Genomic DNA, 15,470 nt, shown 5'->3' with positions numbered 1-15,470 from the left:
CGAGGTGGGCGAAAGGCCCGTCGAGCCAGCGGTAATGTCGGCGGAGGCGCTGGTGGCGCGGCTGCGCGCCGCCGAGGCGCCGGCCGTGCGCAAGCTGGCGCCCGCGCTCGCCGAACTGCTCGAAGACGCGCCCGCCGATCAGCGCCGGTCCTTCACCGCGCTGATGAAGGCCCATCCCGCCGCCCATGCCGTGCTGGCCGACGTCGCCACCCATTCCCCCTTTCTTTCCGACCTGATCCGCCGCGATCCGGCGCGGCTGGCCGGCCTGCTCGCGGCCGATCCCGCCGAACATCTCGCGCAGGCGCGCGAGGCGGCGCTGTCGCTTGTCGGCGCGAGCGAGGATGAGGACGCCGTGATGGCGGCGCTGCGCCGGCTGCGTGCCGAGACCGCGCTCACCGTCGCCCTCGCCGATATCGGCGAGGTGTTCGACCTCATCGCCGTGACCCGGGAACTGACCGCCGGCGCCGATGCCGCCGTGCGGGCCGCGGTCGCCTTCCTGCTGCGCGAGGCGGCGGGGGCGGGCAAGCTCGACCCGGCGGCGCTGGGCGAAGACGGTGCCGGCGCGGGCTACACGGTGCTCGCCATGGGCAAGCATGGCGCGGGCGAACTCAACTATTCCAGCGATATCGACCTGATCGTGCTCTACGACCGCGAGGCGGCGCCGCTCGGCGAGGATGTCGAGGCCGCGCCGTTCTTCGTGCGGCTCACCCAGCGCCTCGTGCGCCTGCTGCAGGAGCGCACGGCAGACGGTTATGTGGCGCGGGTGGATCTGCGCCTGCGCCCCGATCCGGCCTCGACGCCGGTCGCGCTCTCGCTCGAGGGGGCGCTCGACTATTACGAGCGCGAGGGCGCCACCTGGGAGCGCGCCGCCTACATCAAGGCGCGGCCCATCGCCGGCGACATCGCGCTCGGCGATGCCTTCCTCAGGCAGCTCTCTCCCTTCGTCTGGCGCCGCTCGCTCGACTATGCGGCGGTGGCCGATGTCCATGCCATGAAGCAGGACATCCACGCCTTTCGCGGCCATGAGGCGATCGCGGTCGAGGGGCACAATGTGAAGCTCGGGCGCGGCGGCATCCGCGAAATCGAGTTCTTCGTCCAGACCCAGCAGCTCATCGCCGGCGGGCGCGACCCGCGCCTGCGCACCCCGCGCACGCTGGAGGCGCTGGCGATGCTGGCCGAGACCGGCTGGATCGACGAGACGGTGCGGGCCGAGCTCGACGAGGCCTATCACTTCCTGCGCCGCGTCGAGCACCGGCTGCAGATGGTCGCGGATGCGCAGACCCACACCCTGCCCGAGAGCGCGGAGGCGCTGGCCGGCTTCGCCGCCTTCATGGGCTATGCCGACCGCGACGGCTTCGCCGCGGCGCTGACCCGGCGGCTGGTGACGGTGCAGAACGACTATTCGCGCCTGTTCGAGGACGTGCCGCCGCGCGCGGCGGTGGACGGCAGGCTGGAATTCCCCACCGAGGCCGATGACCGCGAGACCCTCGCCACGCTTCTCAAGCTCGGCTTCGCCAATCCCAGGGCCGCCAGCGCCACCGTGCGCGGCTGGCTCGCCGGCGAGCACCGGGCGCTGCGCCCGGCCGATGTGCGCCAGCATCTCGCCGCCATCGTGCCGCCGCTCATCGACGCGCTGGCACGCGGGGGCGCACCCGACGCGGCGCTGAACGCAGCCGACCTCTTCTTCCGCGAACTGCCCAGCGCCCACCGCCTGCTGCCGGCGCTGGCGCTCCATCCCGATCTCGTGCGCCTGCTGGCGACCATTCTCGGCACCGCGCCGCGGCTCGGCGAGATGCTGGCGCACCGCCCCTCGCTGATCGACGCGCTGCTCGACCCCGCTTTCTTCGGCGCGCTGCCGGACGAGGAGGCGCTTGCCGCCCGGCTCGACGCGCTGCTGGAGGCGGCCGAGAACGAGGAGGACCTGCTCGACCAGGCCCGCCGCTTCCGGCAGGAGCAGCACGTGCTGATCGGCGTGCGCATCCTCTCCGGCACCCTGCCGGCGGCGCGCGCGGGCGAAGCCTTCGCGAGGCTCGCGGGCATCATCATCCGCGCCCTGCTGGCGGTGGTGGAGAGGCGCTTCCGCGAAGCCTACGGCAGCATCCCCGGCGCCGAGGTCGCGGTGCTTGCCATGGGCAAGCTCGGCGGGCGGGAGATGACAGCGGGCTCGGATCTCGACCTCATCGTGCTCTACGACTTCGATCCCGAGCATCCCGAGAGCGACGGGCCGCGCTCGCTCGAGGGCGGGCACTATTTCGCCCGCTTCACCCAGCGCCTCATCAGCGCGCTGACCACCCCCACCAATGCCGGCCAGCTCTACGAGGTCGACCTGCGGCTGCGCCCCTCGGGCCGTTCCGGGCCGGTGGCGACCAGCCTGCCGCGCTTCGAGGTCTACCAGGCCGAGGAGGCGTGGACCTGGGAGCACATGGCGCTCACCCGCGCGCGCGTCGTCGCTGCCTCGCCCGCCTTCGCGGCGCGGGTGGAGACGGCGATCGGCGCGGTGCTGCGGCGCCGGCGCGATCCCCGGCGGATCGCCGACGACATACGCGACATGCGCGCCGCCATCGCCGAGGAGAAGGGCGAGGACGAGCGCTGGGACCTGAAATATGCGCGCGGCGGTCTGATCGACATCGAGTTCGTCGCCCAGTATCTCGTGCTCGTCCACGCCGCGCGGCACCCCGCGATCATGGACACCTCGACCCTTCGCGTGATCGAGGCGGCGCGCGCCGCCGGGCTGATCGACGCCGAGGACGGCCAAGTTCTCGCCGAAGCCTGCCGGCTGCTGCACGACCTCACCCAGGTGCTGCGCCTCGCGCTGGCGGGGCCGTTCCGTCCCGCCGAGGCGAGCCCGGCGCTGCGCCGGCTGCTGGCGAGGGCCGGCGGCATGCCGGACTTCTCGACGCTGGAGGCGCGCCTGTTCGAGATCGAGGACGAGGTGCGCGCGATCTTCGGGCGGGTGCTCGACCCGTCTTCCGCGTGCGGCGATCCCGAGAGCTAGAGCGCCGGGACCGGGCTGACGTCGAGCTTGTGCGCCACCAGCTCGGCGATGGCGAGGCTGGCGGTGAGGCCGGGCGATTCGATGCCGAAGAGCTGCACCAGCCCTGGCACGCCGTGCTCCTGCGGCCCGTCGATGCGGAAATCGGCCGCCGGCACGCCGGCCGGCACGATCTTCGGCCGGATGCCGGCATAGGCGGGCTGGAGCGCGCCGTCGGGCAGGGCCGGCCAGTAGCGGCGGATCGCGGCGTAGAAGGCGTCTCCGCGCGCCGGGTCGACCTCGTAGTCGCGCGTGTCGATCCACTCTGTGTCCGGCCCGAAGCGCGCCTGGCCGCCGAGGTCGAGCGTCAGGTGCACGCCGAGCCCGGCCTGCTCGGGCACCGGGTAGACGAGGTGGGTGAAGGGGGCGCGGCCCGAAAGGGTGAAATAGGACCCCTTGCAGAAGAACGCCTGCGGCACCGCGGCGGCCGGAATGCCCTCGATCGCGCGCGCCAGCGGCACCGCGCCGTGGCCGGCGGCGTTGACGAACAGCCGGCAGGCGAGCCGCATCGGCGCCTCGCCGCCCACCTCCAGCGTAAAGCCCTCGGCTCCGGCGGTCCCGGCGATGATCGGCGCGTGGAAGGCGACCATGCCGCCCGCGTCCTCCAGCTCGCCGCGATAGGCGAGCATCAGCCCGTGGCTGTCGATGATGCCGGTGGAGGGCGAGAGCAGCGCCGCCTCGGCTTGCAGCGCCGGCTCCATGGCGCGCGCCTCGGCACTGGCGAGCGGGCGCAGATCCGTGACCCCGCAGGCGCGGGCGTGGGCGTCGATGGCCTCGAGCTTGCCGGTCTCCGCCGCGCTGGCGGCGACGATCAGCTTGCCGCAGCGCCGGTGCGCGATGCCGCGCTCCGCGCAATAGACGTAGAGCGCCTCCCGGCCGGCGACGCAGAGCCGCGCCTTCAGCGTGCCCGGCGCGTAGTAGATGCCGGCATGGATCACCTCGCTGTTGCGCGCCGAGGTGTCCGACCCGATGAGGCCGGTCGCTTCCAGCACCAGCACCTCGAGGCCGTGGCGCGCGAGCGCGCGGGCGATGGCGAGGCCGACCACGCCGGCACCCGCGACGACGCAGTCGACGGATGCGGTTTCGGTGGGGGCGGGGTCGGCTGGAGCGGTATCGACGGAAGCAGCTTCGGGCGTGCTCATGAGGTGGCCGGGATCGGCCGCTCCGCGCGCGCATTGCGATAGTGCAGCGCCGGCCGGCCATTGAGAGGCAGGCGGATGACAACGGTGGTACCCACGCCTTCCGACGAGCGGATGCGCATGGTGCCACCATGCAGCTCGACCAGCGACTTGGCAATGGCGAGGCCGAGGCCCGAGCCCTTGTAGGTCTTGGTGAACTGGCTCTCGACCTGCTCGAACGGCTTACCGATCTTGGCCAGCGCGCTCTTCGGTATGCCGATGCCGCTGTCCTCGATGACGAGCAGCGCCGCACGCGAGAAGCGCCGCGTGCGCACGGTGATCCGCCCGTTCTCGGGCGTGAACTTGATGGCGTTCGAGATCAGGTTGAGCGCGATCTGCTTCAGCGCCCGCTTGTCGGCCTCGATGGCGACCGGCCCCTCGCTCTCGCTGGCGAGGGTGAGGTGCTTCTCGTCGGCGCGTACTGACATCACCCGGATGGCGTCGGTGACGATCTCGTCGAGCTGCACCGGCTGCAGTGCGAGCTGGAAGCGGCCGGCCTCGATCCGCGACATGTCGAGGATGTCGTTGATGACGTCGAGCAGGTAGCGGCCGGAATCGCGGATGTCGCGGCAGTACTCGTTGTACTTGTCGCTGCCGAGCGGGCCGAACAGGCCGCTCTCCATCAGCTCCGAGAAGCCGATGATGGCGTTGAGCGGCGTGCGCAGCTCGTGGCTCATATTGGCGAGGAATTCGGACTTGGCGCGGTTGGCGTCCTCGGCCCGGGTCTTCTCGTCGGCGTAGTTCTGCGCCAGCTCGGCCAGCTGGAGCGCCTGCATCTCCAGCGTCTGCTGCGATTTGCGCAGGTCCGCGACCAGTGCCATCAGGCGCTTCTCGCTGTCCATGAGGCGTTCCTCATGGCGCTTCAGCGCGGTGATGTCGGTGCCGACCGAGACGAAGCCGCCATCCTTGGTGCGGCGCTCGGTGATCTTCAGCCAGCGGCCGCCCTCGAGCTGCGCCTCGAAGGCGCGCGCGCCTTCCTCCGGCCGGTCCTCGGCGCGCAGGGGGATGCGCAGCACGGGCTTGCGTGCCTGCTCGGCCACCGCCTCGAACGGCGTGCCGGGCGCGACATTGGCGTCGCCGAAGCCGTGCAGGCTCTGGAACTTGGAGTTGCACATCACCAGCCGGTTTGAGCTGTCCCAGAGCACGAAGGATTCCGAGATGCTCTCGATGGCGTCGCGCAGGCGCATGTCGGCGGTGGCGGTGCGCTCGGCGAGGCGGCGCTCCTCGGTGATGTCGACCGCGATGCCGACCAGATGCGGCGGCTCGCCATTCTCCTGCGCCACCACCTCGGCCCGCGCGCGCAGCCACAGCCAGTGCCCGTCCGCGTGCTTCATGCGGAACATGCGGTCGATCGAGCGGCCCGGCTTGTCGGCGATCTCCTTGGCGATGTCGTAGAGATTGGTGTCGTCGGGATGGACGAGGGCCGACACTTCGCCGAACGAGATCAGCTCGTCGCGCGGCTCGTGGCCGAGCATCTCGAACATGGATTCGGACCAGAACATGCGCCCGCGTCCCATGTCCCAGTCCCACAGGCCGCAGCGCCCGCGCGAGAGCGCGGTGTCGATGCGCGCGCGCACCGTGTCGTAGATGCCGTCCGCCTCGCGTGCGCGGGTCGCCTGCCAGTGGAAGGCGAAGCCGAGGATCATCAGCACCGCGCCGGTGGTGCTGAGCAGCGTGACGGTGAGGATGGTGTCTGACTGCCAGGTGTTCAACGCCCGCCCGAGCGGCTGGATGGCGACCAGCTGGAGCGGGGTGGCGCGCAGATTGTGCACGGTGGCGAGCGCGGCCGAGCCGTCCGGCATCGCCACCTCCAGCACGCCGGCATCTTCGGCGAAGATGGTGAGCGCCTGCACGTTGACGACCAGATGGCGGATCTGCTCGGTCACGGCGGCGCGGGCGTCCTCGTCATGCACGGCGACCACGGTGCCGGCGCTGTCGATCAGCCCGTAGCGACGCCCGTCCTCGGCGGCGCGCGGGGGTAGGCTGGAGGCGAGCAGGGCCTCCGGGGCGGAAAGATCCGCGCCGGGCCGCCCAATCTCGCTGGCGATGGCGGTGGCGAAAAGGGCGAGCTCGTCCTTCGCGCTGGCCACGGCCTCGGACCGATAGGCGCGGTTCTGGACGATCGCGGCAACCGCGACGATACCTATGAAGGCGACGATAAGCGCCGGCACCGCCTTGCGCATGAAGGGTTCGGCGTCGACCAGCCGCTGATACGCGGGTCGTGCTACCGAGCGCGCCAGACCTCGCATGGCCTGTACGCGCACGGAACCGCCCGCAGCGTTGGCGCGAGCCATCGCCGGCCTCCCCGAAGTCCCGAACCCTTTCCCAGTCGACCTGGAGGGATGTGCCGCATCTCTCCGAATCACCCTGATTTGAATCGAATCGTACCCTTCCTGTCCAGAGTCCCCAGCGAGTCAAGTTTGCGGCGGGGCAACCGAAGGGCGAGTGGGCGGTGCCTCGATAGGGGTCGCGACGCGATGGCCGATGGACGGATCGCGCGGCCCGGTGCTATGCGCTCGGCCTCATCTTTATGGGCAGGAGACGACCATGAGCGACATCTGGTTCCGCACCGGCGAGGCGACCGTGCTGGCCGCGGAAGGGCAGTTCACCGACGCGATGCCGGAGGTGCTGATCGGCTCCGTGCGCGGCCCGGCCGGGCATGCCTTCGCCTCCATGATGGGGCAGGTGCAGGGCCACACCCGCATGTTCGTGGTGCGCGACCTCAACCAGATGGTGCGCCCGGCCACCATGATGACCACCAAGGCGACCATCGAGTCGCTCGACTATGTCGAACTGCTGGGCGGCGTGGTGCAGGGGGCGATCGGCGACGCCATCGTCGACGCGCTGATCGAGGACATCCTGCCGAAGGACCAGGCCGACGAAATCTGCATGATCGTGATGGTGTGGCTCGATCCGCGCTGTGCGGAGGACGCGAACCTCGACAAGGCGGACCTCTACCGCACCAATTACGAGGCGATGAAGATCGCGCTGTCGCGCGCCATGAAGGGCGAGCCGACGGTCGACGAGCTGATCGCCAACCGCAAGACGATCAAGCACTACGCACTCGAGGACGTCATCGACTACTGAGCCCGCTCAGCGCCGCGCGTCCTTGTCGGCGTCGAGGGGCCGCGCCGAGGCGGCGGTGCCGTTCTCGGTCACGGCCATGGTGCGCAGCGCGCCGCTCGCATCGATGTTGGAGGCGGCGATGCAGTTGCGCCCCGCCTGCTTGGCCGAATAGAGCGCCCGGTCGGCCGCCTCGATCAGCGTGGCGGGCGGCATCGGGCGCGGCGCGGGCTCGGACAGCTCGTAGACCGCGACGCCGATGCTGACCGTGACGATGCCGGGCGAACTGCCCGCATGCGCGATCCTGAGCGCGCGGACCGCTTCCAGCATGCGGCCGGCGAGCAGCGTCGCATCGGCTTCGTTGGTGTCGGCGAGGATGGCGGCGAACTCCTCGCCGCCATAGCGGGTGATGACGTCGCCGGCCCGGCGCGCGCACCGGCGCAGCGTCTCGGCCACCCTGCGCAGGCACTCGTCGCCCTCGGGGTGGCCGTAGAGGTCGTTGTAGCTCTTGAAGTGATCGACATCGATCATCAGCAGCGCCAGGGCCGGGGTATGGCGCCCGTTGCGGCGGATCTCGCGCGAGAGCACCTCGTCGAACTTGCGCCGGTTCGGCAGCTCGGTCAGCGAATCCATCTCCGACAGCGCGGTCAGGCGGCGATTGGCGGCGACCAGCTCGCGTTCGAGGTCCTCGCGCTGGCGCACGGTCGCGCCGAGCTCCTGCTCGATCCGCTTCTGGCGGCTGATGTCGACGCTGGTCGCCAAGAGGCGCAGCGGCTTGCCGTCGGGCGCGCGCTCCACGATGCGCCCGCGCCCCATGATCCAGATCCAGTTCCCGTTCCGGTGCTGCACCCGGTAGACCGCCTCGAACAGGTCGGTCCGCCCTTCCACGAGGTCGCGGAAGCGCCGCAGCACCTGCGGCCGGTCGTCCGGATGGACCACGCTCCAGGCCACGTGCTCGCTGTCGCTGACCGCCTCGTCCTGGGCATAGCCGAGGCCGGACTTCCAGTGCGGTGAGCGCCGCACCCGGTTGGCCGGGATGTCGAGCTCCCAGATCCACTGGTTGGCGCTCTCCATGGCGAAGGCGATGCGCTGCTCCATCTCGATCAGCGTCTCGGCCATCCGCTTGCGCTCGGTGATGTCCACCAGCCCGATCGACAGCCCGGCAAGCTCGCCATCGGTGCGGAACGGCTCGGCGGAGGCGAGGAACACCCGCCCGCAGGCGCTGACCGGCAGCTCGTAGTCGCTGAACGCCTCGCCCTCGCGCGCCTTCTCGAACGCGGTGGCGATGAAGGCATCGGCGCCGGGAAGTAGCAGGCCCAGATCCTCATTGAGGAGGCCGGCCAGCGGGCGGTTCATCGTCGCGGCAAAACGCTCATTGGCGGCAAGGCAGCGTCGCTCGCGGTCGACGAGACATAATGCGACGGGCGAACTGAGATAGGTCGCCGCCAGTGTTGTCACATCCTGCGAAACCACCTGGAGCGATGTCTTTTCCATGTGCCGCTGGGCTATACGTTCAAAAGAACTCTATCCTCGAATTTGACGATCTGAAACGGCCTATTTGAGTGCAAGCAATTCATAGTACTTAACGCGCTCAACCGAGCGAACGGGCGACGATGTCGCTCACATCCGGCGAGAGGCCGGGGCCGTCGGCGATCCGCCTCAGCGCGCGCTCGGCGGAGCCGCGCCGCGTCGGCTCCAGCGAGCGCCAGCTCTTGAAGGCGCCGAGCAGCCGTGCCGCCACCTGCGGGTTGCGCCTGTCGAGCTCCAGCACGGCATCGGCCACGAACAGGTGCCCGGCGCCGTCTGGGCGGTGGAACTGGGTCTGGTTCGCGGCCGCGAAATTGCCGATCAGTGCCCGCACCCGGTTCGGGTTGCCCATGGAGAAGGCCGGATGTCGGGTCAGCTCGCGCACCCGCTCCAGCGTCTCCGGCTCGGCGATCTGCGCCTGCAGCGCCAGCCATTTGTCGATCACCAGCGGGTCGTCGCGGAAGCGCTGGTAGAAGGCGTCGAGCGCCGCGTCGCGCTCGGCCGGCGCGTGATGGGCGAGCACCGACAGCGCGAAGAAGCGGTCGGTCATGTTGTCGGCGGTCTCGAAATGGGCGAGCGCCCGCGCGATGTCGGCCGCCTCCCCGGTGCTCGCCATCAGCTCGAGCGCGGCGTTGCGCAGCGCCCGACGGCCGGCGGAGACCGCGTCGGGCGAATAGGCGCCGTCGGGGGCGTGGCGGCCATAGGCGCGCTCCAGCCCCGGGCGCAGCGCCTCGCCGAGCGCGCGCCGCAGCGAGCGCCGTGCGGCGTGGATCGCGTCGGGATCGACCTCGCTGCCGATCTCGCGGGCAATGTCGCCCTCCGAGGGCACTGAGAGAACCTGTGCGATGAAGGCGGGGTCGAGCGTCTCATCCTCGAGGCTCGCCCCGAGCGCCTCGATCAGCGCCTCCACCAGCGCCGTGCCGCCGGCGGCGAGGGCGCCGGCGAGGGTCTTCTCGGGCGCCAGCCCGCTCGCGCTCACCAGATGGGCGAGGGCGAGCGTCTGGCCGGCCTCGAAGCGGTTGAACGGGTCGGTGTCGTGGCGGGCGAGAAACAGCAGGTCCTCGCTGGCGAGGTTGGTGGTCAGCTTCACCGGCGCGGAGAAGCCGCGGTTGATCGAGGGCACCGGCCGCGCCTCGACGTCACGGAACACGAAGCTTTGCTCCGGCCGGCTGACGACCAGCACCGAGCCGGCGGCGTTGGTGCCGTCATCGGGGACCAGCGGCAGGTCGCGCCCGTCGGCGCCGACGAGGCCGAGCGCGAGCGGGATCAGCATGGGCTGCTTGTCCGGCTGGCCGGGCGTTGGCACCTGCGTCTGGCGAACATCGAGCCGGTAGCTGCGCGCCGCCGCGTCCCAGTGGCCGTTCACCTCGACCTGCGGCGTGCCCGACTGCGCGTACCACAGCGCGAATTGTGAGAGGTCGGCGCCATTGGCGTCGGCGAAGCAGGTGAGGAACTCCTCCACCGTCGCCGCCTGCCCGTCATGGCGGTCGAAATAGAGGTCCATGCCGGCGCGGAAGCCTTCCTCGCCCAGCAGCGTCTTCAGCATCCGCACCACCTCGGCGCCCTTCTCGTAGACGGTGGCGGTGTAGAAGTTGTTGATCTCGCGATAGGTGGCCGGGCGCACCGGATGCGCCAGCGGGCCGGCATCCTCGGCGAACTGGTGGCTCTTCAGCAGCCGCACGTCGGCGATGCGCTTGACCGGGCGCGAGCGCTGGTCGGAGGAGAACTCCTGGTCGCGGAAGACGGTCAGCCCTTCCTTGAGGCAGAGCTGGAACCAGTCGCGGCAGGTGATGCGGTTGCCGGTCCAGTTGTGGAAATATTCGTGGGCGATGATCGCCTCTATATTGGCGTAGTCCGCGTCGGTCGCGGTCTCGGGGCTGGCGAGCACGTATTTGTCGTTGAAGACGTTGAGCCCCTTGTTCTCCATCGCGCCCATGTTGAAGTCGGCCACGGCGACGATGTTGAACACGTCGAGGTCGTATTCGCAGCCGAACACCTCCTCGTCCCAGCGCATGGAGCGCTTCAGCGCGTCCATGGCGTAGCCCGCGCGCGCCGCCTTGCCGGGCTCGACATAGATGCCGAGCTCGACCTCCTTGCCGGTGGCGGTCACGAACGGCTCCGTGATGCGGTCGAGCTTCCCGCCCACCAGCGCGAACAGGTAGCAGGGCTTGGGCCAGGGATCGTGCCAGACGGCGAAGTGGCGGGTGGTGCCCTCGATGTCGCCGCTCTCCACCTTGTTGCCGTTGCCGAGCAGCACCGGGGCCTCCTCGCGCTCGGCCTCGATGCGGGTGGTGTAGACGGCGAGCACGTCCGGCCGGTCCGGGAAATAGGTGATGCGGCGGAAGCCCTCGGCCTCGCACTGGGTGCAGTAGGTGCCGCTGGAGCAGTAGAGGCCCATCAGCTTGGTGTTGGCCGACGGGTCGAGCACGGTCTCGATCGTCAGCACCAACGGCTCCTGCGGCGGGGCGAGGATGGTGAGCGAGGAGGGCGTGGCGGCATAGCCGGCGCCGGCCAGCGGCGCGCCGTCGAGCGCCACCGATTTCAGCTCCAGTTCGTCGCCGTCGAGCACGATCGGCGCGCCGGGCCGGCCGAGCGGGTTCGGGCGCATGCCGAGCCGGGCCACCACGCGGGTCGCCTGCGGATGCAGGCGCACGTCGAGGTCGACCGTGTCGACCAGCCAGTCCGGCGGGCGGTAATCGGTCAGGCGGACGGGCTGGGGATCGGCATCGCGCATCGCATCACTCCTGCAGGCGGGCCGCCAACAAGTAGGGCCTCCGCCGGGCGACAGGAAGCCCCCTCGGGCACACGCGCCTACCGCGGGCGGTCTCGCCGGGCCACGTCGCCGCCGCGGCGGACGGCGGGAGTGCCCCGGAATTGCCCCAATGAATTTCGGAACCCGTCGGAAGCTCACCGGTTAGCCCGATGCCGTCCATGGGCTGTCGGGCGGTGAAGGGGGGGCGGATAAAGTCGTTCCGCGAGGTGTTATGGTATGAAATCGTCGGCCGTTACCGACCGCTTTGACGCACTGGATGCTTGGCGCGGTCTCGCCGCAATCATGGTTTTAATTTACCATTTCATCTATATCGTCAAATTAGACTTTATCTATTCGCGTTTCGTGACCAACGCTTACCTTTTCGTCGATTTCTTCTTCGTCCTCTCCGGCTTCGTCGTTTGCCACGCCTATCGCGACCGCATGGGAAGCGCGCGCCAGGCGGGCGGCTTCCTGTTGCGTCGCATCGGCCGGCTGTGGCCGCTTCATCTCACCGTGCTGTTCGCGCTGATGCTGGGGGTCATGGCGGTCAATCTCGGCGGGCGCCTGCCCGACAGCCTGATGATCGAGGCCGGCACCGGCGGCTATTCCATGCAGGGCCTGCTGCTGAACGCGGCGCTGCTCAATTCCATGGGCTTCTACGGCGTCGCCTGGAACGGGCCGGCCTGGAGCATAGGGGCCGAGTTCTACACCTATGTGCTGTTCGCCGCCGTGCTGCTGGCGGCCGGCTCGCGCCGGCTGCTGCCGGTCGCGCTGGCGCTGTCGCTGCTGTCGGCCGTCACGCTGCTGATCGTCGCGCCGGCCTATATGAACTCGACCGCCGATTACGGCTTCCTGCGCTGCATCGCCGGCTTCTTCGCCGGTGTCGGCGCCTATCACCTCCATGAGCGCATGCGCGGACGCGCGCTTCCGGCGGCGACGGTGCTGGAGATCGCCGCGGTGCTGCTCGCCGGCCTGTTCATCGTCGCGGCCGGCATGGGGCCGGACAGCGCGAGCCCGCTCAGCGTGGCGGCGCCGGCGGTGTTCGCGCTCGCCATCCTCGTCTTCGCCCGCCAGGGCGGCTTGGCCTCGCGGCTGCTCACCACGCGTCCGTTCCGCGCGCTCGGCGCGTGGTCCTATTCGATCTACCTGATCCACATGCCGCTGCTGATCCTGCTCGGCTTCGGCCTGTGGCTCTATGGCGACGTCACCGGCGCGTCGCTGAAGGTGAAGACCGAGGTGCTGGGCGATCCCAAGCTGCTCTACGACCTCGGCCACCCGCTGGCGGCGACGGCGCTGCTGGTCGCCTTCGCGGCGGCGGTGATCGCGCTCGCCTCGCTCAGCTACCGCCTGATCGAGGTCCCCTGGCGCGACCGTTTCGCCCGCCTTGCGCGCAATCACGAAACGGCGGGCCGCACGCTCGCCCCGCTGCCGCCGCGCTCGGTGGCGCCGGCCCCGGTGCCCGTGCGGGTGAGCCGCGACCTGCGGCGCTGACGGGGACGGGCGTGTTCCGCGCGGACTACCTCTTGCGCGTCACCTCGACGCCGGCATCGCGGAAGATGCCGGCGATCGGGGCGGCGGGCTTGTGCACCTCGACCCGCACCTTCTCGACGCTGGAATAGCGCGCCAGCACCGCCGCGGCGATGGCGTCGGCGAAGGCCTCGATCATCTGGAAGCGGCGGCCGGTCGAGACCTCGTGGATGACGGCGAACACCTTCTCGTAGCCGACCGTCAGCTCATAGTCGTCGGCCGCCGCCGCCGGCCGCGTGTCGAGCCACCAGTCGATATCGACGACGAAGCGCTGGCCGAGCCGCGCCTCCTCCTCATGGAGGCCGTGATGGGCGTGCAGTTCGACGCCTCGAAGGAAGATGCGGTCGGACATGGGGTTTTCCGGGGCTCAGGCGGGCGTGAGGGCGGCGGCGAGGAGGCCGACGGCGACCGCCGGCGCGCAGTCGGCGGCGTCGCTGGAGAGCGCGGCATCGTCCGTCAGCACGTCGGCGAGATCGAGATAGGCCATGGCGCGCCGTTCCGCGAGCCGGGCGGCGAGAAAGCGCCCGACGCCCGCCCCGACGAGGAGGCCGGGCTCGCTCTCCATGCCGGAGGCGACGCAGTCGAGCGCGCGCGACAGGCGATGGAGCTGCGCCTCGGCGAGGTGTCGGGCGAGGGCGCGTGCCGCGCCGAGGTTCGAGGGCGTGAGGTCCTCCCCCACCATGCGCAGCAGCCGGCGCGCGCTGGCCTCGGCCGTCTTCGGCCCGCCATCGGCGCTGGGATGCAGGTCCGCCGCTTCCGGCAGGTCACCGGTCAGGCGGTGGATGTCGGCGCTGGTGGCGTAGAGCTCGGCCATCATCGGCACCCAGCGCCCGCCGAACGGCGCCTCGGTCGCGAGCGCCATCACCGGCGTGCGCACCGCACCACTGTAGATCAGCTCGTTGCTCGCCAGCCGCTCGGCGTCGCTGAAGCCGCGCGCCGCGACCCGCCCGCAGCCGAAGGGGATGAGGTCGGCGGTGGTCGAGCCGATGTCGAGCAGGATTCCCTCGGGCAGCAGATGGGCGAGCACCGCCGCGGTCGCGTACCAGTTGGCCGAAGCGATGGTCGCGGCATGCGCGGCCGCCTCCTCGGCCGGCACGAAGCCCTCCGGCCCGGCGAACAGCGCGAGCGGGGCCCCGGCCAGCTCCTCGATCAGGATTGCCGCCGTGCCGACCACGCCCGCATGCCGGTCGGGCCACAGGTCGGCGAGCTCGGCGGTCATGGTGGCGGCGGAAGGGATGCCGGGCGGAAACTCGGCCCGCAGCGTGCGCATCGCCTCGTGCAGGTGCTCCGCCCCCTTCCACACCGGACAGGCGGCGATCCGCACCGCCTTGAGCCGGCCGTCGCGGCCGAAGGCGGCGAGCTTCACATGCGCGCCGCCAATGTCCCATGCCAGACGTGCGATGCTCATCGGGCGATCACCTCGACCGGCAGCGCTGGCGGCAGGTGCGGCAGGTCCGGCACCGCGCCGTCGCGGATCAGCTCGGCGACGAAGGCGAGCGGGTTGACGCCGAGCGCCTGCCGCAGCCCGGCATAGCTGGTGGTGAGGCGGGGATTGACCTCCACCACCACCGGCCCGTCGGGCGTCGCGATGTAGTCGAGGCCGACGATGCCGTGCAGGCCGGGCAGGGCGGCGCCCACCTTCGCGCCCAGCGCGCGCAGAGCGTCGTCGACCGGCTGCGCGCCGACCACCACGCCCCGGAAGCTGAGCCGGCCGTCGGCCCGGTCGATGTTCTGCCGGTTGGCGGCGAGCACATGGGTGCGCCCGGACTGGCACAAAAGACTGAGGCTCGAGGGCACGCCCTCCACATAGGGCTGCACGATCGCCCGCGCCGGATAGGGGCCCCGCGGCCGGCCGGCGCACACCGTCACGTCGAGCGCGCCGGCGCCGTCGTCGGGCTTCACCACGAACGGGCCGCCGGCGTCGGCCGGCACCTCGTCGACACCCCAGGTCGGCACCGTCGCGACGCCGGCCGCGGCGAGGATCGCGGCCGTGCGCTTCTTGCTCGAACAGTCGCGCAGCGTCGCGGCATCGGATGCGACGACGCGCCGGTTGAGGGTGCGCAGCTCGGCGACGAAGCGCTCGAGTATGCCGTCGGTCTCCGGCGCGATCGGCCAGCAGCAATGCGCCTCGGCCGCCAGCCGGTTCCACGCCGCGCGCGCATCCTCGCCCGGGCCGAGCGGGGTCGAATGGCCGCGCGGGGGCGGGGGCAGGCGGGCGTCATGCGTCGTGACGACGCTGATGCCGGGAAGATCCTCCAGATCGCCGATAAGCGCATCGCGCATCAGCGTTCCTTCGGCTATCAGGCCGTCGGGAAGGTCCTCTCCGACGAAGCCGCCGGCGGTGACCGTTTCGCAGACGAAGACGAGCATCAGCACATCCTGCGGGGTTTGG

Annotated in this window: 10 protein-coding genes; 3 read left to right on the top strand and 7 right to left on the bottom strand. The window is 70.7% G+C overall.

The window, feature by feature from the left end; translation table 11 throughout:
* The first annotated feature begins 34 nt into the window (after positions 1-34).
* Complete coding sequence (locus tag NVS89_RS03540) at positions 35-2,995, top strand: bifunctional [glutamine synthetase] adenylyltransferase/[glutamine synthetase]-adenylyl-L-tyrosine phosphorylase (protein WP_258731104.1); 2,961 nt, start codon at positions 35-37, stop codon at positions 2,993-2,995.
* Here NVS89_RS03540 and NVS89_RS03535 read toward each other — a convergent pair.
* Entirely contained in the window at positions 2,992-4,173 is a 1,182-nt protein-coding gene (locus tag NVS89_RS03535; protein WP_258731103.1) for an NAD(P)/FAD-dependent oxidoreductase, read from the bottom strand. The genes NVS89_RS03540 and NVS89_RS03535 overlap by 4 nt on opposite strands.
* A complete protein-coding gene (locus NVS89_RS03530; RefSeq protein ID WP_258731102.1) occupies positions 4,170-6,503 on the bottom strand; it encodes a PAS domain-containing sensor histidine kinase in 2,334 nt (777 codons plus the stop codon). The genes NVS89_RS03535 and NVS89_RS03530 overlap by 4 nt, the downstream gene beginning before the upstream one ends.
* A gap of 253 nt (positions 6,504-6,756) precedes the next feature.
* On the opposite strand from NVS89_RS03530, the gene fae reads away from it, so the two are divergent.
* Positions 6,757-7,296, top strand: coding sequence for a formaldehyde-activating enzyme (gene fae, locus NVS89_RS03525; protein WP_258731100.1), 540 nt, complete (start codon positions 6,757-6,759; stop codon positions 7,294-7,296).
* A gap of 6 nt (positions 7,297-7,302) precedes the next feature.
* Here the strand turns inward: fae and NVS89_RS03520 are convergent, their stop codons facing one another.
* Positions 7,303-8,766 carry a GGDEF domain-containing protein gene (locus NVS89_RS03520; RefSeq protein ID WP_258731099.1) on the bottom strand — a complete coding sequence of 488 codons (1,464 nt, stop codon included), beginning with the start codon at positions 8,764-8,766 and terminating at the stop codon, positions 7,303-7,305.
* Between the two features lie 97 nt (positions 8,767-8,863).
* Entirely contained in the window at positions 8,864-11,533 is a 2,670-nt protein-coding gene (gene pepN / locus NVS89_RS03515) for an aminopeptidase N (RefSeq protein WP_258731098.1), read from the bottom strand.
* 255 nt (positions 11,534-11,788) lie between these two features.
* On the opposite strand from pepN, the gene NVS89_RS03510 reads away from it, so the two are divergent.
* Positions 11,789-13,042 (top strand): acyltransferase family protein, encoded by a 1,254-nt coding sequence (locus tag NVS89_RS03510; RefSeq protein ID WP_258731097.1) that lies wholly within the window; start codon positions 11,789-11,791, stop codon positions 13,040-13,042.
* Between the two features lie 25 nt (positions 13,043-13,067).
* Here NVS89_RS03510 and folB read toward each other — a convergent pair whose 3' ends face one another.
* Genes folB through NVS89_RS03495 form a run of 3 tightly spaced genes read right to left on the bottom strand, consistent with a single transcriptional unit; the run spans position 13,068 to position 15,448 of the window.
* Positions 13,068-13,430, bottom strand: coding sequence for a dihydroneopterin aldolase (gene folB, locus NVS89_RS03505; RefSeq protein ID WP_258731096.1), 363 nt, complete (start codon positions 13,428-13,430; stop codon positions 13,068-13,070).
* 15 nt (positions 13,431-13,445) lie between these two features.
* Positions 13,446-14,486 (bottom strand): hydantoinase/oxoprolinase family protein, encoded by a 1,041-nt coding sequence (locus tag NVS89_RS03500; protein ID WP_258731095.1) that lies wholly within the window; start codon positions 14,484-14,486, stop codon positions 13,446-13,448.
* Entirely contained in the window at positions 14,483-15,448 is a 966-nt protein-coding gene (locus NVS89_RS03495) for an ATP-grasp domain-containing protein (RefSeq protein ID WP_258731094.1), read from the bottom strand. The genes NVS89_RS03500 and NVS89_RS03495 overlap by 4 nt, the downstream gene beginning before the upstream one ends.
* Positions 15,449-15,470 lie beyond the last annotated feature (22 nt).

It is taken from the genome of Ancylobacter mangrovi (genome assembly GCF_024752355.1).
Taxonomy (GTDB): Bacteria; Pseudomonadota; Alphaproteobacteria; order Rhizobiales; family Xanthobacteraceae; genus Ancylobacter; species Ancylobacter mangrovi.
The sequence above is the reverse complement of the archived record's forward strand: the minus strand, read 5'-3'. Positions and strand labels throughout refer to the sequence as shown.

What these genes read in the sequence shown, in the direction of transcription:
- NVS89_RS03495 (WP_258731094.1), bottom strand. Translation starts at nt 15,448, where the DNA reads ATGCTCGTCTTCGTCTGCGAAACGGTCACCGCCGGCGGCTTCGTCGGA.
- folB (WP_258731096.1), bottom strand. Translation starts at nt 13,430, where the DNA reads ATGTCCGACCGCATCTTCCTTCGAGGCGTCGAACTGCACGCCCATCAC.
- NVS89_RS03510 (WP_258731097.1), top strand. Translation starts at nt 11,789, where the DNA reads ATGAAATCGTCGGCCGTTACCGACCGCTTTGACGCACTGGATGCTTGG.
- NVS89_RS03530 (WP_258731102.1), bottom strand. Translation starts at nt 6,503, where the DNA reads ATGGCTCGCGCCAACGCTGCGGGCGGTTCCGTGCGCGTACAGGCCATG.
- pepN (WP_258731098.1), bottom strand. Translation starts at nt 11,533, where the DNA reads ATGCGCGATGCCGATCCCCAGCCCGTCCGCCTGACCGATTACCGCCCG.
- NVS89_RS03540 (WP_258731104.1), top strand. Translation starts at nt 35, where the DNA reads ATGTCGGCGGAGGCGCTGGTGGCGCGGCTGCGCGCCGCCGAGGCGCCG.
- NVS89_RS03500 (WP_258731095.1), bottom strand. Translation starts at nt 14,486, where the DNA reads ATGAGCATCGCACGTCTGGCATGGGACATTGGCGGCGCGCATGTGAAG.
- NVS89_RS03535 (WP_258731103.1), bottom strand. Translation starts at nt 4,173, where the DNA reads ATGAGCACGCCCGAAGCTGCTTCCGTCGATACCGCTCCAGCCGACCCC.
- NVS89_RS03520 (WP_258731099.1), bottom strand. Translation starts at nt 8,766, where the DNA reads ATGGAAAAGACATCGCTCCAGGTGGTTTCGCAGGATGTGACAACACTG.
- fae (WP_258731100.1), top strand. Translation starts at nt 6,757, where the DNA reads ATGAGCGACATCTGGTTCCGCACCGGCGAGGCGACCGTGCTGGCCGCG.